At 33.0% G+C, this 19550-nt stretch carries 16 protein-coding genes and 2 pseudogenes; 10 read left to right on the plus strand and 8 right to left on the minus strand.

Annotated features, from left to right (window positions below):
- Positions 1–23: 23 nt before the first annotated feature.
- Positions 24–2240 (plus strand): Sca4 family protein, encoded by a 2217-nt coding sequence (locus tag ACN1AG_RS07865; RefSeq protein ID WP_417904966.1) that lies wholly within the window; start codon positions 24–26, stop codon positions 2238–2240.
- Here ACN1AG_RS07865 and ACN1AG_RS07870 read toward each other — a convergent pair.
- On the minus strand, positions 2237–3481 hold the full coding sequence (locus ACN1AG_RS07870; protein WP_417904967.1) for an AmpG family muropeptide MFS transporter: 1245 nt from the start codon (positions 3479–3481) through the stop codon (positions 2237–2239). The two genes, ACN1AG_RS07865 and ACN1AG_RS07870, sit on opposite strands and share 4 nt — an antisense overlap.
- 338 nt (positions 3482–3819) lie before the next feature.
- On the opposite strand from ACN1AG_RS07870, the gene ykgO reads away from it, so the two are divergent.
- Complete coding sequence (gene ykgO / locus ACN1AG_RS07875; protein ID WP_094648811.1) at positions 3820–3945, plus strand: type B 50S ribosomal protein L36; 126 nt, start codon at positions 3820–3822, stop codon at positions 3943–3945.
- Positions 3946–4020: 75 nt separating this feature from the next.
- Here ykgO and ACN1AG_RS07880 read toward each other — a convergent pair whose 3' ends face one another.
- Together ACN1AG_RS07880 and rph are read right to left on the minus strand one after the other, a co-directional pair.
- Complete coding sequence (locus ACN1AG_RS07880; protein ID WP_417904968.1) at positions 4021–4707, minus strand: hypothetical protein; 687 nt, start codon at positions 4705–4707, stop codon at positions 4021–4023.
- A gap of 20 nt (positions 4708–4727) precedes the next feature.
- Positions 4728–5453 (minus strand): annotated as a pseudogene (gene rph, locus ACN1AG_RS07885) (ribonuclease PH).
- Between the two features lie 93 nt (positions 5454–5546).
- On the opposite strand from rph, the gene grpE reads away from it, so the two are divergent.
- The 8 genes from grpE (at position 5547) to ACN1AG_RS07925 (ending at position 14176) form a co-directional block, all read left to right on the plus strand.
- The gene (gene grpE / locus ACN1AG_RS07890) at positions 5547–6128 is read left to right on the plus strand and encodes a nucleotide exchange factor GrpE (protein ID WP_417904969.1); all 582 of its coding nucleotides are present in this window, start codon (positions 5547–5549) and stop codon (positions 6126–6128) included.
- 212 nt (positions 6129–6340) lie between these two features.
- Positions 6341–7390: an AI-2E family transporter gene (locus tag ACN1AG_RS07895; RefSeq protein ID WP_367364816.1), complete on the plus strand. Its 1050-nt coding sequence runs from the start codon at positions 6341–6343 to the stop codon at positions 7388–7390.
- A gap of 177 nt (positions 7391–7567) precedes the next feature.
- Complete coding sequence (locus ACN1AG_RS07900; protein ID WP_341754050.1) at positions 7568–7834, plus strand: hypothetical protein; 267 nt, start codon at positions 7568–7570, stop codon at positions 7832–7834.
- Positions 7835–8280: 446 nt separating this feature from the next.
- A complete protein-coding gene (locus ACN1AG_RS07905; RefSeq protein WP_417904970.1) occupies positions 8281–8943 on the plus strand; it encodes an HdaA/DnaA family protein in 663 nt (220 codons plus the stop codon).
- A gap of 126 nt (positions 8944–9069) precedes the next feature.
- Entirely contained in the window at positions 9070–10488 is a 1419-nt protein-coding gene (locus ACN1AG_RS07910; RefSeq protein ID WP_367363665.1) for a sigma-54-dependent transcriptional regulator, read from the plus strand.
- On the plus strand, positions 10472–11050 hold the full coding sequence (locus ACN1AG_RS07915; RefSeq protein ID WP_417904971.1) for a biotin transporter BioY: 579 nt from the start codon (positions 10472–10474) through the stop codon (positions 11048–11050). Before ACN1AG_RS07910 ends, ACN1AG_RS07915 begins: the two co-directional genes overlap by 17 nt.
- Positions 11040–12950: a pentapeptide repeat-containing protein gene (locus tag ACN1AG_RS07920; protein WP_417904972.1), complete on the plus strand. Its 1911-nt coding sequence runs from the start codon at positions 11040–11042 to the stop codon at positions 12948–12950. The genes ACN1AG_RS07915 and ACN1AG_RS07920 overlap by 11 nt, the downstream gene beginning before the upstream one ends.
- 98 nt (positions 12951–13048) lie before the next feature.
- Positions 13049–14176, plus strand: a complete 1128-nt coding sequence (locus ACN1AG_RS07925) for a patatin-like phospholipase family protein (protein ID WP_367363662.1) — start codon at positions 13049–13051, stop codon at positions 14174–14176.
- Positions 14177–15049: 873 nt separating this feature from the next.
- Here the strand turns inward: ACN1AG_RS07925 and ACN1AG_RS07930 are convergent.
- The 5 genes and pseudogenes from ACN1AG_RS07930 to ACN1AG_RS07950 form a co-directional block, all read right to left on the minus strand.
- Positions 15050–16027: a pyruvate dehydrogenase complex E1 component subunit beta gene (locus ACN1AG_RS07930; RefSeq protein ID WP_367363660.1), complete on the minus strand. Its 978-nt coding sequence runs from the start codon at positions 16025–16027 to the stop codon at positions 15050–15052.
- Between the two features lie 8 nt (positions 16028–16035).
- Positions 16036–17016, minus strand: a complete 981-nt coding sequence (gene pdhA / locus ACN1AG_RS07935) for a pyruvate dehydrogenase (acetyl-transferring) E1 component subunit alpha (protein WP_417904973.1) — start codon at positions 17014–17016, stop codon at positions 16036–16038.
- 67 nt (positions 17017–17083) lie between these two features.
- A pseudogene (locus ACN1AG_RS07940) lies at positions 17084–17698 on the minus strand (septal ring lytic transglycosylase RlpA family protein); the annotation flags it as partial.
- Between the two features lie 189 nt (positions 17699–17887).
- A complete protein-coding gene (locus ACN1AG_RS07945; RefSeq protein ID WP_417904974.1) occupies positions 17888–18490 on the minus strand; it encodes a BON domain-containing protein in 603 nt (200 codons plus the stop codon).
- A 513-nt stretch (positions 18491–19003) separates the two neighbouring features.
- Complete coding sequence (locus ACN1AG_RS07950) at positions 19004–19549, minus strand: GNAT family N-acetyltransferase (RefSeq protein ID WP_417904975.1); 546 nt, start codon at positions 19547–19549, stop codon at positions 19004–19006.
- Position 19550: the final 1 nt, after the last annotated feature.

The raw sequence follows: 19550 nt of genomic DNA on the forward strand, positions 1-19550 counted from the left end.
TCAATATAACCCAAGAGGATAATATGGCAACAATACCATTAATATCACAATTTGTCGGTTGGAAATATTTGGCAAAGAAGTCACTTGGAGCTAATGATGGTGGAAAATTAGGAGGAATATACAGAAGTTCCGATGACCTTCTATCCATGATTAAAAGCGAAGGGGATTCTCGAAAAAATATATCAGAGTTTTTGGGCTCGCAAATTTTTCAAGCAACAAATCCAAATCATGGAGCTAAAGTTTCTCTCATTGTACCTGATCATCTTACCGAGAAAGTACATCAGGAAGGAGGACTTCAAAGTGATGGCTCTGAAGTATATGTACGGTCTGAATTTTTTAAGAATTATAGTGGTGATATGTATGTAGATATGGATAAACACATGTCTACAAAAACTAAACCAAGTGGTTGGCTTCGAAAAGATGGGGGAAGACCGATTTTCATGGGAACAAGAGAATTATTATCTAATACTTTAAGCAAAGCTTTTGAAGAACTTCATTATAGTTCTTTTGATAAAATAGCCCCAACTAGCTTATTAATAGGTGACTTTGATATTCATACAGGTAACATAGGAGTTATAAGAGATCCAGAGGATTCTACCATTCCTCCCAAACTAGTTCGTATAGATTTTGCTGGAAGTCTTGACCAATTAGAGGATAACATACATCCATACTCTTGGTCTAGACATCTACCATTACGAGGCCCAACTAACCATTTTAGGGAATTCCCAAGTAAATTAAGGCATAATGATTCATTTGTAAAAGGTTTACTTGATACTGCACAAGTCGATTTAAATAAGACTATCGATGACAGTTTTGCAGAATTATCAAAATATTATAGTGACAAGCTTCTAGCAAATTGGGCAAAAATGGCAATGAGTCAGAAATTTAAGAATATACCCCTAGAAAACATAAAAATTGCCGATATTAAAGACGCCTTTAAGGAAACTATGCAAAAGAGGCAACAATCATTAAAAGAGTATGGGTTGCAAATTAAATTGGGTCTTTTAGTAACAAAAGGAAAAATTAACACACTAAAATTAAGAGAATTAATCCAAGAACATCCCGATTATTTTAACAATATAATCAATCAAAGCAAAAAATTAAAATTAAGAAAAGAAACTAAAATAGAGTATATCTTAGGCTATAAAGCCCGAGAAGTAGCATTAATTAAAGAAATATCAAAAATATTACAAGAAGAAAAACAGCTACTGACCAAGAAAATAAGCGATCTCGAACCACCTATGCAAATATCTAGAAAAGCACTAGACGTTATGCATACTAGCGAAACAACAACTACTAATGTTCAATCTTCAACTTCAAAAGTAGATTCTATAACATTAGCCTTTAGACAAGAAATTATTGCCAAACAACAAGCAATATTACAAAACGTCCTTGCTGAAACAAATATTAAGACGGATAAAGGAGTTGCAGTTGCAGGTCTTGCTACCAATTCTCAGGAGTTTAAAGAGTTTGTAGAAAATAACAACGAATTAATACAAAAGGCTTGGGCTGCTCCCAGTGTAAAAGCAAATATAGCACAAGCCATGAATGATGAAGTACAAAGTTATGCTAAGGTCCTTCAGGCTAATCATTTTAAACCTTTAACTTGGAACGAACGAGAAACAGTAACAAACACAACCTCTACTAGGTCAAGGGTTATTAAAGTCAAAGATGAAGAATTATTTAAATTAATAGAAACTAATATAAAGACCTCTACGAAAGTAATGTTAGAAGATGGCGTAACAGAGAAAGAGATTAGTAATTATCGAAATATTAATCTACCATTAACAATCAAGCCATCTAGTACAGCTGTCCATCTTTCGTTCCCGGTACAAAACGAGAAAGGTGAAAATATTGCAAGCTCGAAGGCACTTTATTTTACTACTCACTATAACGAGCAAGGAAAGTTAGTGGAAATAACCAACCCATTATCACTAAAGTTTGCTGGGGATGATAAAGATGCTATAGGATACATACAAAGAGGGAATAATATCTACACTATCCCTGTAACCAAATATCAATATGAAGCAATGGTACAAGAAGTAGCAAAAAATAAAGAATGTAATATCAATATGTCACAAGCTATTGCAAGCGACTCTATAGGTGAATTAACTCAGATTCAGAGTAGCTTAAAACGTCATGTGAACAACACTCCAGCTGAAACAGAAACAGTAGTATCAAAAACACAAAAGACATTACCCCGACAGCAACAGCGTGATAGAACTCATGGTTACATTTAATACTTCATTTTTGCTTTTAGTAGTGAGCTGATTTTTAGTAGCAGAAGTAGAGAAGGAATTGTGATTATAATAATAAATGTAAAAAAGCTTTTCCATCCGAATTGTACGACAATATATCCTGAAAGAGCTGGAAAAATCGATCTTGAAAATCCCATCATAGAAGAGAAAAATGAATATTGAGTGGCACGAAATTTGCCTGTGCATATTGAAGCTATAAAAGCAATGTAAGCTGTCATAGCCATCCCGCAAGTTATACCTTCACAGGCTGTGGTAATAAAGAATAATGGTAAATTTTTGCCATAAATTTCTTGCAGAATAAATAAGGTATGTACTATTGCATGAATTACCCCAAATATCAGCAAGCTATCTAAGATATTCTTTTTTTTCATCACTAAGCTGGCTATTAGTCCGCCAATTATTGCAGATATTATGCCAAAAAATTTCCCTGCACTGGCTATTTCAAACTCGTTATAACCAATATGTATTAAGAAGGGGTTAATCATCATAGTAATAAAATCATCTGGTAATCTATATAAAATAAGGAAAACTATTATTAAAAAGACTAAGGAAAAAGACCCTACAGGTCTTAAGATATTTTGTACAAAGTTTGAAATATTTATTTTATGATCTGGATAAGTTTTTGAGGCTAAGTCGTGTTCTAACCGCAAGATACTTACAACCAAAATAGCAGAACAAACAAGTACAGAAATGGCAAAAATTTTATATATATTATTCCATCCTAAATAGCTTGATAGATAGATAGCTCCGGAACTTGAAATTAGCATACCAATGCGGTAGCCAAAAATATAAATTCCAGACGCTGCTCCTTGAGATTCTTTTGCAATAATTTCGGTTCTGAAAGCCCCTAGGATACTATCTTTAGCTGAACTTAAAAATGATATTATCAAGCCTACTAGTGCAAACAATATTAGACTGTGGTGAGGATTCATGGTACTTAAAAGAAAGATAGCAAATGCCAACAAAATCTGGATCAAACAAATCCAAGATAATCTATGACCAAGCAGTTTACTTAATCGACCTAAATGTATAGTATCAAAAATAGGAGCCCATAAAAAGTTAATAGAATAGGGCATTACAATAACAGCAAATATACCAATATATTGTAAGTCAATATTTTCCTTGGCCAGCCAGTAGTTTAAAGTATTACCTGTAATCATTAAGGTAAACCCGCTAATTAGTCCAAATAACCAAATAACGAATAATTTTGAAGGAGTTAACATAAAGTTAATATTGGAAAAAAGTTAGAATATAGTAATAATTTTTTTTATACAAGCTAGATTTCTCTACATCTATGCTAGGACAGTTTAAAAATCGGGCTGCAAGCCTAATAGATAAAGGAAAAAGTGCTTATATACACTCAATGTCATTCCCGCGTAGGCGGGGATGACATAAACTACCATGAATTGTATGCCTTAGAAAGAACTTGATTATCGAGTTTTAGGTTGACTGAATTGATAAAAAATATTATTATTACTTTTTTAAACTTAAGCTAGTGAAAGTTTGAAGGTTGATTTATCACTTTTTAGGTTTTTGCAGGTAATACCAAGGATAGTTTTATATGAAAGTTGTAAGTTCGTTAAAATCTTTAAAGAAAAGAGATAAAGATTGTCAGGTTGTAAAAAGAAAAGGTAAAATCCTTGTAATAAACAAGAAAATCAAAAGATTTAAAGCTAAGCAAGGCTAAACTGTATATTTACAGGGCGATTTGCACAGCCAAATAGTTAATGTGCATAGTAAGTATTAACTACGAACGATGATATTAACGTCCAATATGTTGAGTTTTTGTCTTTTTATCTTCTATTCTTTGTACAAATTTGGGAGTTGCAGTAGGAGTTTTCTCTTGTGTTTTTTTCTTAACTTCTTTAGCATTAAGTGTAATAGGTTTGCTGTCTACATGTTCTGAAAGACCATATTGTCCAACATTCTTGCCGGTTAATACATAAGTCACGTAATCTATCATATGTTTTACAAAATTGCTAAGCCCCCCTATAGAATGAGCTTCTAGTTGAAACCATGTTTTCCCGTCTTTCGTTTTTCCAACTAGAAATTCCCTAAATATTTCTCCAGCTTGCACTGATGCATCTGACTCAGCCTTGTTACCTCTATGATGTGAAGAGATTCGTTCTTTAACTAATCCCAAATCTTTTAAGGTATCGTACATACTTCCATTGTCCTCAACCATTATATGAGCACCTTTTAGAAAATCACTCGTATGCTGAAATACAACTTTTTCCATTATATCTATTATTACACCAGCTTTTTCAAGACTACCCTTTGGATCAGTAGAATTTTTGGGTGTTTTGAGTATATTCTGTACAAGAGCTTTTTTGCTATCTAATGGGTTTATGGGGAGTAGGTTAACACGGTTAACCAAAAGATTTTTTAAATCTTCAACATTTAATTCTGAATATTCCGTAAATTTTTTAAATATTTCTTTAATAGTCATAAACATTCCATGTAAAAATATTAAATTGTGCTATTTAATAATATTTGGTTTTGTAGCTTGAATAGATCAGAAGCGACAGACCTCGCCAATTTTAGCATATCATAAAATTGCTCTTCGGAAAAGGGGTTTTTTTCTGCTGTGCTTTGAATTTCTATTATATTTCCATTGCCTGAGAAAACAAAATTGGCATCTACTTCCGCGTTACTATCCTCTAAATAATCAAGATCAACTATGGGTTGTCCTTTATATATACCGCATGAAATAGCAACTACTTGGCTAATTAAAGGATTAGTTTTAAGTATTTTTCTAGCAATTAATGATCTAATCGCTAAATGAAGTGCAATATAGCTACCAGTAATTGCCGCTGTTCTAGTTCCACCATCGGCATTAATTACATCACAATCAATGATAATTTATTTTTCTCCTAAGGCTTTTAGATCAATTGCGGCACGCATCGATCTACCAATTAATCTTTGAATTTCTTGCGTCCTACCTGACTGCTTTCCTTGCGTCGATTCACGCTTTATACGCTGGTGGGTTGAACGTGGTAACATACCATATTCGGCAGTTATCCAGCCCTGATTTTGCCCGCGTAAAAATGGCGGGACACTTGTTTCATAGGTTGCACTACATATTACATGGGTATTACCGAACTTAACAAGACACGAACCATCAGCGTTAAGCAGAACTGAAGGTTCAATTGAAATATTGCGTAATTGATTATTCTTTCTATTAAAATCTCTCATTGGATTATTACTTAATTAAAATTGACTTGAAAATACAAAGATTTACACTATATGTTAAGAAAATAGATTTTTGCAAGAAAAAAGGCTGTAAATATGGAAAAACAACAGGAAAAGAATAATGATAACCAAGAAATTAAAGTTGATAATGATGCTCAGCTACTAAATGAAATAGAGGAAGATCCTACAGATACCCTGATTTTGCAAGATAGTTTGCAAGAGATTACTAGCTTGAAAAGTCAAATTGAAATTTTACAGGATAAACTGCTAAGGACAATAGCCGAATCTGACAATACTAGGAAACGTTTAGAAAAATTAATTGAAGATGCAAAAGACTATGCCATTTTCTCTTTTGCTAAAGATCTGCTCAGTGTTAATGATAATCTCTCTAGAGCTTTGGAGCATAAGCCACAAAATACGGAAGGTGATCTAGCTAGTATTATTACCGGGGTAGAAATGACTAAAAGTGAGTTGACTAGCATACTAAAAAAGCACGGTTTAGAATCAATAGAACCATTATTAGGGGAAAAGTTTGATTACAATATACATCACGCGATTTCACAAGTAGTATCAGATGAATATGATCAAGATAGTGTTATAGGTATTATGCAATCAGGCTACAAGATAAAAGATAGGCTAGTTAGACCTGCTATAGTGCAAGTATCGAAAAAAATATAACTAACCTAAAGAAGGTTTTAGCTATATGCTAATCTCTCGCCTTCGATGTTATCCCAGCGTAAGCTGGTATCTAAAGAAAATAGCCCAAAAAAAGCTATTAGGTATTTAGACCCCTGCTTTCGCAGGGGTGACATCGAAAACATAGGGATGACATACTACCGATCTACACGGAAATAACACACTTTGGGATAATTTATAAAAGAAGAGGAATCATCTTGGATAAAATTATTTTTTGGGTCATTGTTATTGGGACTGTTATAGTAACTTTGACTTTGATCTCTGATATATTGATGCCATTTTTTATAGCTGGGGTAATATCATATATATTACATCCTATAATTGATAATCTCTCATTACGATATAAACTATCTAGAACTATAATAGTTTCGGTAATTTCTTTGCTGTTTTTTAGTATTTTTGCTATAGTGGTTGTGGTAGTGTTGCCTATCATATATCAACAAACAACTCTACTTATTAGTAAGATTCCTGCCTATAAAGATTACTTACAAACCGAATTAGCACCGGTTATTACGGCAAAAGTTTATTCAATAGATCCAAATATTGCCGATAAGATAAAAGATTCTATTAGTAATTTTGTTAATGGCATATTTTTGCTTATCACAGGCCTTGCTAATAATATTTGGCATGTGACGAAGGTAACAGTCAATTTATTTGTGTTAATTTTATTAATACCGCTTATATTGTTTTATTTTTTACGGGATTGGCTAACAATGGCAAAGAATATAGACCTCTTGCTACCTTTAAAAGCTAAAAAGAGAATTCAAGAAATATTATCAGCAATTAATTATTCCTTATCTGCTTATATAAGAGGGCAACTAAATGTTTGTTTATTATTATCAGTTTATTATGGGGTCTCTTTATCGATTCTTGGCGTAGATCTAGGGGTATTATTAGGAATTTTATCTGGTTTCTCAATAATTATACCATTCGTTGGAGTTTTTATATCCTTTTCTCTTACCATGATTGTTAGTTATTTTGCTTTTGGTATGGTCAATAAATTATTTTATATAATAATTATCTATTTGATTGGTCTAATAGTTGAGGGGTATATTTTATCACCGAAAATCATAGGTGATAAGATAGGATTACATCCTCTTTGGATAATATTTGCGGTTCTAGCACTGGGTAACCTATTTGGCTTTATTGGTATATTTTTTGCTGTGCCAATTGCTAGTATAATAAAAGTTTTGTTTTTAGCCGCTATCGATTTTTATAAATCCAGCAAGTTTTATAAAAATTAACCACTCTCAATGTCATTCCCGCTTCGGTCAGGAATCCATAATATCTAATAACCCCAATTCGGGATAAGAATTAGTTAATTCTTATCCCGAATTCGCGTGACATGATATTCTTATTCGCTTGCATAAACCAATATATCCAATATAGTCATAGAGCAAAATAAATATAAAATAGGCATTATGACTACAGTTAAAAATCAAGAACCACAAGCTATTACAGACTCAGATAATAACGTTTGCAATCCTAGCAAATTTGTTAGTTTCCTACAATCCGTGCTTCCATGTTGTGCCAAAGTAGGAGATGTAGCTGTGGTTGTATCAAAGGACACAGTTATAGTAGGAAAGACAGTGGTAGAGATTCTCCATCCTAATGGTCATGTGCCGAGTATTCATGAGCTAAATATTAGTGGTGAGGCAGATAATGAGTATGATGATATAGCATGCTAAACTTCAGTAATGTTCCATTGTTGGAAGTTAGGATTCCCTCATGAAAAAAAGTGGAAAAAAGAGTAGCTTCGGTGTGGTATCTAAAACTATATAACATACCGTCTATGCTATTTTTTTAGACCCCGCTACCTTCGCAGGGGGCATCGAAGGGGAATCAAAGGTGACGTCACCCCTAATGGGGATGGGTAAGAAAGCGAGAGTATTAAATCGATGTCTTATACCATTTCCCATTATTAACTACGCTATTTAGCACTACAGTTGTAGTACTAATGTCAAAACGATGTCATCCCAGCGAAAGCTGGGATCTAATAATGTTTAATAGTCTTTTAGGCTATTTTTTTAGATTCCTGACCGAAGCGGGAATGACAGCTTTGGGTAGTAACTACAACTGTAGTATTAGCGTAGTTAATAATGGGAAATGGTCTTATATCTAATTGAGGTTAATTATGCCAAACTCCCAACAATATATATTACCATTATTTAGTAATGATCTATATGTTCTAGATAATTTTATTAATTCACTTTCTAATCAAGTCGCGTACAATTCAATCAAAAACTGGTCTGTATCTTGGGGAAGTAAACCGTATGAGTTTACACTTTTGATTTATGGCCCACCATCCTCTGGTAAGACCTATCTTAGTAAAATATGGCAAAATTTGTCAAATGCATTTTTTATAAAAAAAGATTTAGATATACTTAGTGCAGAAGATATCATGCAGTATAATGCTTTTATTATGGAAGATATAGAATTTTGGGATGAAAGGAAAGTTCTCCATTGTTTTAATTTAATAAGTGAGTGTCGTAAATATTTGTTGATGACTACAGGAAGTTTAGCTAGTAATTTTGCGTTACAGGATTTATCCTCAAGAATTAATTCTGTTGTAAGATTAGAAATAAACCAGCCTGATGATGAATTAATGACCAAGTTAATCTTTAAGTATTTTTCTGATCAATCACTTAAAGTATCTGACTGTGTAATTGAATATTTATTAATTAATTTGCCGAGGCAATTTGATCAAATGATAAATTTATTAGGGGTAATAACGCATTTTGCATTGGTTCATAAGCGAGCTGTTACTGTTCCTCTTATAAAACAAGTTCTTAAATAGTATCGCCTTGGTATGGGCTTAATATATATAATTTTGATTATGTGGTAAAAATGTTATAAAAACAGTTGATTTCTTTTATATAAGCTATTAACGTATAATTTCAATAATTAGTTTTAGGAAAAATCAATGTCTATAGATGTTCTTGTTGTTGATGATGAAGCAGATATTAGAGATTTAGTCTCAGATATTTTAAAAGAGGAAGGATTTACTACCAAAACTGCTGCTAATAGTATTCAAACTTTTAAAATACTCCAGGAAAGAACCCCCTCGGCAATTATTCTAGATATTTGGCTTCAGGGGAGTGAGCTTGATGGGCTTGGGATTTTGGAAATAGTAAAAAAACGCTATCCTTTAATGCCTGTGATAGTTATTAGTGGACATGGTACTATTGAAACTGCAGTAAATGCTATCAAAATGGGTGCATATGACTATCTAGAAAAGCCATTTAGTCACGATAAGTTAGTGATTTTATTAAAAAGAGCCTGTGAAGCAGCTAAGTTAAAGCGTGAAAATCTTGATTTAAAATCAAAGGTTATTGATAAAACTGAGCTTATAGGTAACTCTCACATTACAGCTAAGCTTAAGTCTGATATTGAAAAAGCTGCTTTAGCTACTAGTAGAGTATTGATTCAAGGTAAAATTGGTAGTGGTAAAGAACTAGCTGCTCGGTTAATTCATAAAAAATCAAAAAGGGCTAATGCTCCTTTCGTAATCTTTAGTCCAATATGTATGGATCCTGACCGGGTTCATCAAGAATTATTTGAAGGAATAGAGAACCAAGGCATTATACGCCCTTCAATATTAGAAATAGTAAATAATGGTACTTTATACATAGATGAAATTAGTGGTTTGCCAGTTTCGGTACAAGTAAAATTACTTAAATTTGTGCAAGATCAAATGTTTCATAAGGTAGGGGGAAGCAAAGCAATAAAATTAGATATAAGGATTATTGCTGCAACTTCTAAGGTTATACAAGAAGAAATAAGTAAAGGTGAGCTATTGGAAGATTTATATCATCGCCTAAATGTTATTTCCCTAAAAATACCATCTTTATATGATAGAAAAGATGACATGTCTGTATTAGTGAAATATTTTGTTAGGCAGCTTGCTAAATTTTCTGGTTTAAAAGCACGTGAATTTTCTGATGAAACGATTGCAGCTCTGCAAGTTTATAGTTGGCCCAGTAATATAAGGCAATTACGCAATGTGATAGAGTGGACTTTAATTATGAATCCACTATCTTCAAATAATAATGAAGTAATAAAACCATCTATGATACCACCAGAAATTCTAGTTAATAATGCTAGTTCTGCAAAGCAGGAAGATAATGTTGATATGATGACCATGCCACTTCGAGAGGCAAGAGAGGTTTTTGAAAGGCAATATTTAGCTGCTCAAATGTATAGGTTTAATAATAATATTTCTAAGACCTCATCCTTTGTAGGTATGGAACGTTCGGCTTTACATCGTAAATTAAAATTGCTCCATTTACATATTCCTAATAATAAATTTAACGAGGAGGAAATTTATGACAGTTACGAATAAGAAAACTCTAGCAAATTTTATAGCTAATAAGCATGCTGTAATTGTTATGAAAGTGATGATGGGGGTAATAGCTCTCTTTGCTGGAAGTCAACTCAGTATTCCTATCGAACCAGTACCAATATCTATGCAAACTGTGGTGGTTAGTATTATCGCTTTTACTTATAGCCCGCAACTGAGTTTTGCTACAATTTTAACTTATCTTACAGCTGGAATAGTAGGGCTGCCAATGTTTGCAGATTTATCTAGTGGTTTACATTGTTTTTTTGGTACAACATGTGGTTATCTTATAGGAATGTTACTGGCAGCTCCTGTTATGGGTATACTTAATAGTAGGTTGTCTGAAAAATTTACTAAGAGATTTTTAGTAGTGTTTTTTAGTTGTCTTATTGGTCACATTATAATTTTCTTTTTGGGAGTTAGCTGGTTGACAACAATTATAGGAATTAAACAAGCTATTTATAGTGGGTTTATAATATTTATACCGACTGGTTTAGTGAAGGTCTTAATATTTTCTTCTTTATATCATTATATAACAGGTGTAAACAGAAAGAATGCTCTGTAAACAACCTCAGTGTCACCCCTGCGAAAGCAGGGGTCTAAAAAAATACCCTAAGAGACTATTCAGTATTATAGGTCTCTGCCTTCGCAGGGATGACACTGAAGGAAGCGATAATGGGCAGGTTGTATTATTGGAGTATTTCAAACTAAAATTCTTTATTCTAATTTTTCTTTCATTCCTTACCGGATGTTCGGATTCTCCGAGAGATGCAGATGGTTTGTTATCTAATAGTCAAAGTCTTGTTATTAGGAATTATATAATAGAACAAAATAAAAATAAGGTACGAGTAAATATTAAAAGTAAATTTGGTTCAAATTTAAGGGGATTAAAATTATTAGGTGTTAAACTGATAGATGAAGATCTTTCTAGTGTTGATTTAAGTTTCTGTGAAATATCACGTGTGGATTTCTCAGGAGCAAATTTTGAGAATGCAATTCTAACAAAATCTGTAATTCAAGAAAGTGATCTCTCTAATACTAAATTAAAAAATATATCAGCTTATAGCTCAGATTTTCAAGCATCTATATTTGAAAATGCCCATTTGGAAAATAATAATTTTATTCAATCAAATTTTGAGGACACTGATTTTATCAAAGCTAATTTAGAAAATGTTAATTTTGAAAATGCCAATCTTATTAAAGTTGTATTTGATGATAGTATTATAAGTAAATCTAATTTTCAGAAAAGCAATTTAGGAAAAAGTAGTTTTAAAAAGGCAGTTATATCAAACTCTATTTTTTATGGTACAGATTTGCGGCAAATATTAGCTAATTACGCTAGTATCACTGATTGTTATTGTGAATCTGTAGATCTAACAGGGGTGGATTTTACTGGAGCGATTATTAATAATTCAGATTTTACTCATGGTATTATTAATCAGGCTCAATTAAAAAATATAAAGCTTACTAACTCGTTATTCTCTTTTTCTTCTTTTCAGTCTGCGAATTTTACCAATGCAATTATTGAAAGTTGTAATTTTGAAAATACCAATTTTAATAATGCACAATTGCAGCAAGTGCAAATTCAAAAGAGTATTATGGATAATACTCACTTTAATAACACTAGCATAAAGGACTTATCAATAAAGAATTGCAGTAGCATTTTGCTTAAGTTAAATAAAATTAATATTGTTAATAGCGATATTGAGAATAGTAATCTTACTGGTATATTACTGAATAATAGCTATGTCAAACAAGCAACTGTTATTAATTCTGATTTGACTAATAGTGAGTTAATAAACTCTAATTTCTCTAGTACTCAATTTAATAAGGTAAATTTTACTAAAGTGCTTATGCAGAATACTGTTTTAAATAGTACCAAATTTGTTGATAGTCATCTTTATCAAATGGCTATCATAAATTCAGATTTGTCAGAAGTGACCTTTGATAATTCATCAATTATAAATTCTCAACTAAATAATGTGAGATATAAAGATGGTAATTTTGTTAATTCAGATTTTAATAGAAATATTGTATTAAATAGTCAGGACTTTGATAAGCTTAAGTCAGCAAATATTATATATTCTGTAAAAGATTTAGAACAGGTAAAAGACTTATCAAATATGAATTTACAAGGTTTAAATTTACTAGATCTTGTATTTAATCAAACTATTTTTTCAGGTTCGGTTCTTAAAAGGGTAGATTTATCTAATTCTAAGCTTCAGAGTTGTATATTACAAAATACTGACTTATCCATGGCAAATCTAAATAACACAGATTTTAGTAAATCATCGCTTATCGGTAGCAAATTAGAATCTGCCAAACTTTATAATACAAATTTTAATGATACTGATTTAACAAATGTTAATTTCATTAGAGCTTTTGTTAGTAAAATATCTTTAGTTAATGCAAAGCTGGATGGAACTAAAGGCCTTGATGGTCAGGGCAGTAAAAATATAGAATAATATAACCTGAATTATCTTGACGAAGAAATACGTATTTTATAGTGTCTATAAAATTAAGTCTTAACTTTTACAAATTAATTAAATATTCTTAGGTTATTATGAAAAATGTCATGGCATTTTTACTTATATTAGTAGTATTTACTGCTTGTACTCCTAGGAAACAAATACAATATAGCAAAAAAGACTCTCCTTTAATTTCTAACAACTTATGTCCTTTAATAACAAAAAATATATCTATTCTTAAAAATAAGAAGAAAGCTGTTAGAATACTATCAATAGATGGCGGTGGGGTTAGGGGTATTATACCAGCACGTATTGTTGCAGAGTTTGAAAATCGAAGTGGTAAACCTGCCAGTGAGTTATTCGACCTTATGGTAGGTACTTCTACAGGTGGACTTGTGGTGTTAGCTCTCGCTACACCTAATGAATCAGGACAACCAAAACATAAAGCTTCTAATATTGTAGATCTATATATGCAAAAGTCTAAAGATATTTTTTACGCGTCCATGTTTAGAAAAATATATACTGGTTTTGGTCTTTGGGGACCAAAATACGATCGGAATCAATATGACAAGATATTAATGAGGTTTTTTGGTAATACTAGGATGAGCCAACTAATAAACCCTACTGCTGTTACTTCCTATAATTTGGATACTAATTCACCACAGGTGTGGACTAGAAAGCAGGCACTTAAAGACCCTAATAATGATTTTCTGATAAGTGATATTGCAGCAGCTAGCAGTGCTGCCCCTATATACTTTGCACCAAAGCTTCTAACTAATGCGTATAATAACAGCAGTTATCAAGTAGATGGGGGTATGTTTGCCAGTAATCCTGAGTTGACAGCTGTTAATTTAGCTTATGAGCTAGATGATACACTAACTCAAAAAGATATCGTACTTATATCACTTGGTACAGGATGGACAAAACTAGGCATAGAGTCAAAAGATTTATGTAAATCAGGGGTTATTGGTTGGGTACTAAAAGCTAATTTGATTAACGGAATGATGAAAGCTCAAGGTTTGTATAATGCTGAATTAGGGGAAATTTATGGTAATTCCTGTCGCTTACAATTTGAGCTTGATAAAAAGACAAGTGCTATGGATAATGCTTCTAAATCCAATCTGCTTGCGTTATTAAAGTTAACTGAAGATTACATTAATGCTAACTCTGATCTTATCGACCAAATTATTAGTATATTACTAAATACATCACCAAACTATTAAATTTAGTTTGGTAAACATTCAGGGTGGTTAGAGAGTAGACGTAAGCGTTACCACTTACGCCCCTCATTAGAACCTCATCGTGCGGTTTTCCCGCAATGGGCTCAAGATAAATTCCTTCACCTGATTATTTTTAATCTAGCTATCTAACACAGTTTAGTTGTCGTCAATTATTGAAAGTCTGTGCTTTCATAACGTTTCTCTGTGTTAGTCGAACTTACCCACCAGCCTTCCCTCCATTGGCATTACCCAATTTCATCAGTACTATGCTGGATCTGACTTCCTATATTTCTTTTTAGCTCCCTTGCGTTTTATACTTGTCGGCTAATACTTCTTAAAAGAAGAAAATATAGGATCTCCCACGTTTATAAATAAACTTTTATTACATACCATGCTCTTAGACCCCGGAGATCTAACACATACCTGCCTATTTATGGTATGTATTATGTTGCATTCCTGCCTTTTAACACAGTCTGCGATCCCAAAAGAATTGCTTAACGAGGCTCAATCACTTTAACCTTTCGGCTTACGGCCTATAATATTTCTGTCTACGCTTAACTGACTTTGTTACCAAAATCAGCTCAAGACTCGATACATAGTGTGCTAGGTCAACACTTCTATGGCTGTTCTTTCAACCGCTAGCTTATTTACACTTCGTGGCGCACTAAAAGTCGCAATCAATAGTTGGTATTTATTTTGTAATCAGAAACAATACGGTAAAAAATAGTGTTTACATGGCAAAAAGATGCCATGCCTAGCTAAAAGCGGGAATCCAAAAAATGACCTGCAAAGGCTATTAGATATTATGGATTTCCGCCTACGCGGGAATGACATCGGTAGTGGTTAAACTGACGACGCCAATTCTTAAAGTTCTACCTAAGTATAACACACTTTCTTCACAGCACTAATAACATCTTCTATAGTTGGCAGTGCTAATTTCTCTAGATTAATAGCATATGGTAGAGGAACATCCTTACCCGAGATAATCTCTATAGGAGCATCTAGATAATCGAATGCTTGGTTCATTACCATACTAGCTATAGTTGCACCAACACCTGCAAAAAACCAGCCTTCTTCTATAACAACCAACCGATTAGTTTTTTTAACCGACTCTAATATAGTTTCTATATCTAAGGGCTTGATAGTTCTTAGGTCGATTACCTCACAGTTAATGCCACTATCATACAAACTATTTGCTGCATCTAATGCCAACTTAACTTGCAAAGAAAATGTTACTATTGTGACATCATCACCTTCAATAAGTTTCTTAGCCTGACCAAATGGAATTGGTTCTATTATTTCGGGGACTTCAAAACTATGGCCATAGAGAATTTCATTTTCTAGAAAAATAACCGGGTTATCGTCACGAATAGCAGTCATTAGAAGCCCTTTGTGATCTTCTGCACTATAGGGAGCTACTACCTTAAGCCCCGGAATATGACTATAACAAGCTGTATAATTGTGACTATGTTGGGCAGCAACTCGACTTGCTGCCCCATTTGGTCCACGAAATACTATTGGACATTTAATAGTTCCACCAGACATATAATGAGTTTTAGCTGCAGAGTTAACTATTTGATCCATTGCTTGCATGGCAAAATTAAATGTCATAAATTCAACAATGGGACGAAGCCCAGCAAATGCCGCTCCGATAGCCACACCAGTAAAACCATGTTCTGTTATTGGCGTATCAATTACCCTTTTTGAACCAAACTGCTCTAATAACCCTTGGGTTATCTTATACGCTCCTTGGTACTGAGCAACTTCTTCTCCCATAATAAAGATACTATCATCTCTTAACATTTCTTCTTGCATTGCTGCACGTAAGGCTTCCCGTACCGTCGTTTGTAACATGTTTCTACTCATTCAACGTAAATATTCGTATATAGCTCTTTTTCATCCGGTAAGGCTGATCTTTCTGAGAATTCAACTGCTTCTGCAATAACCTCTTTAACCTCTTTCTCAATTTCTTTTAACTGCTCTTCACTAGCATATTTATTAGCCAAAATTATATTTTTCACTTGTGATAATGGGTCTTGTTCTTTATAGTTTTCCACTTCTTCCTTACTACGGTATTTACCTGGATCAGACATTGAATGTCCTCTGTAACGATAAGCATCCATTTCTAATATTATTGGTCCACCATCATTTCTAACAAACTCCGAAGCCTGCCGAACATAATCATAAACTGATTCTAACGACATACCATTTAGTTTAAATCCCGTAATACCACATGACTCCCCTTTCTTGTAAAGGTCAGTCATAAAGGTAGAACGAGCTACTGAAGTACCCATTGAATATTGATTATTTTCAATAATATAAACTACAGGTAAGTGCCATAACGCCGCTAAATTAAAAGCTTCATATACTTGACCTTGATTAACTGCCCCATCTCCCAAGAAAGTAAAACATACATTATTGGTATTTCGATATTTTTCAGCAAAAGCTAGACCAGTACCTATAGGCACTTGAGCCCCTACAATACCATGTCCACCGTAAAATTTGTTTTCTACGTCAAACAGATGCATTGAACCACCCTTGCCTTTCGAGCAACCAGTCTCTTTACCCATCAGCTCTGCTAATACGTATTTTGCTTCAGTCCCTGCTGAAATAATATGAGCATGATCCCTGTAACTGGTAATAGTACTATCACCAACCTGTTTTACTAAATCTACACCAGCAATTATTGCTTCTTGCCCAATATATAAGTGACAAAACCCACCTATTAGACCCATACCATAAAATTGCCCACATTTTTCTTCAAATCTTCTAAGCAACAACATTTTCCTATAAGACTCAAGACACTGAGGACTATTTAATTTATATTTTCCAGAAACAATCATGTATACTCCTATAAAAGCTTGAAGAATTGGTTTTCCAATTTGGGCATACACTATAATACAAAAATCATCAAGGGTTAACTGCCAATTGATGTTTTAGATTTACTAATTTAATATGACAATTAACACTACATTTAGGATTGGCTACTTTCTTTTTTGCAATACAATTTTCCTTAGGCTTTAAAGCAATATTATTCAAAAATTCTTTAGTCTCCTTATGCATATATTGTACTCTAACCTTTGCTATACCTTGTTTTTTAAATCCTAAAATTTCAGCAGATTTTTCCGAAACATCTATAATACGGTTCTTTTTAAAAGGACCGCGATCATTAATCATAAGAATCAGGGATTTATTATTACTTAAGTTAGTAACTTTAACCAAACTAGGTAATGGCAAACTAGGATGAGCTGCACTTAGCATATGTTTATTATATGTATCACCATTTGCTGTTTTTTTTCCATGAAATTTATGCTTAGAACCATACCAAGACGCTATACCTACTTGGTTACAATTAATATCTTCCTTAGGTTTATAAGTCTTACCTTTGATAGTATATTTATTGCCTATCTTATAATGCCCCTTATAATGAACATTTTTAGGATCTTCCTGCGATAATTTACGATATAGACTAGGCTTAGTAGAACAAGAGCTAAGCCCTATACAATAAACTAGCAACAAAAGAATATATCTAAGTTTCACTTTCATTTATATCATATTTAACCTGAATTTGATATAACAAGTTATATCGAATTCAGGGGTTAAGTAGAAACAATCAGGTTTGAAGAGGTTTAGCACCTGATTGTTAAAATATAATATTCCATATAACAAAGCCAATTCGATATAAGAATTATTAATTCTTATATCGAATTGAGATTATTTTTTATCATTTTCTTCAGTTTCTTTTATTTTAACATGACAGACAACCCTTGCCACACCATTAATCTGGGAAGCAATAGAAGTAACTTTTTCTAATTCTTCCTCAGACCTTGCTATACCAAATATATATACTATATCATTCACTGTAACAATGGTATAATTTACCCATTTTACATCTCGGTTAACAAAAGTTCTAGCCTTGATCTGACTAGTAATCATAGCATCTTTAGTATATTGCACTAAGTCAAAATGATCACTTTTTTTATCTATTATTAGTTCGTTAATAACTTCACGAACTCCTTTTTCACCCCACACAATTTCTACAGCTTTTAATGCATCTTCTTTTTTGTCTATGATTCCAGTCAGTAGTACCCTACCCTGATTTACCTCAACCTTAATCTTAGTATATAATTCCCTGAAATTATTTTTTATAAAAGAAGCTTTGATTTTTGTAGATATTTTTACGTCATCAATTGTCTCCGCAATTGATTGATCTTTTGCAACCGCAAGAGTAGAGGTAGTTGCTGCAGTAAAAATAGCTGGCAGACAACCTGTAAGCATGAAAGATAAGATTATAATAATAAAGTTAATTCTATACATAACCCTCCTTAAATCTACTAATTTAACCTCAAATATCGATGTAAGACATCGGTTTAATAGTCTAGGGTGTCATTCCCGCCGTTGCTAAGAATGACATCAACACTCACGAGGATGATACTGAGCCTAGTATTAACTTGTTACATAGAACTCAGGTCAATTTAGAGTCAGTAATATTTGTGCCTTAAGATAACCTCAGGTTAAAATAAAGCCTTTAAATAGTTCATTATAATAAAATTCATAATAAACACAACTGATTTCATTGTTTTAAGTTAGATTTGGGGAGTAACCTGAGTTCGATATAACTTGTTATCAGTATCATCCCTATTAGGGTTGATGTTATCCCTGATTCCCCTTCGATGTCACCCCTGCGTAGGCAGGTATCTAGAAAAGTCTAAATAGTTTTTTTGGCTATTTTTTTAGACCCCGCTACCTTCGCAGGGGTGACATCGAAGGCACTTAGAATAATAATTACACGTAATCATACAATTCACGCGAATTCGGGATAAGAATTAACTAATTCTTATCCCGAATTGGGATAATTCCTCCCACATACCATTCAGAAGCTACAGTTAAACCCATGCTTTTAAGGAAACTACGTTTGGGTTCGTCATATGCACCACAAACGACAAGAAACTGAGTAGCATTTTTAGTTTTTGCGAGTTCCTTGATTTCCTTAATCAATTTCTGACCAATAGAATTCCAATCGTGTTTACTTTCCACACAAAAATCATCGATCATAAGTGTTAGTCCACCCGGGTTATAGACTTCCGGTGCTGACATTAATCTACCGATGATAAAACCTAAGACTTTTTCTTTATAAACTGCAGCCAGCATAATGTGATCGTCTAACCTCAATAATTCTTTGAACCATTGCTTTTGAAATTCCTCGGATTCAGGACCAGCATATTTCCAAAACTGTGGCTGAGCTTTTTCATAAGCACGACGCTTTTTATATGACAGAGCGACAAATGATGAGATGTCAGTAGTTTCAGCAAGGCGGATTAAAATATTTTCCTGAAACTTTACTGTATTCTTTACTTTGGTATTAATTTGAACCATT

It is taken from the genome of Candidatus Tisiphia endosymbiont of Micropterix aruncella (assembly GCF_965178575.1).
GTDB lineage: Bacteria > Pseudomonadota > Alphaproteobacteria > Rickettsiales > Rickettsiaceae > Tisiphia.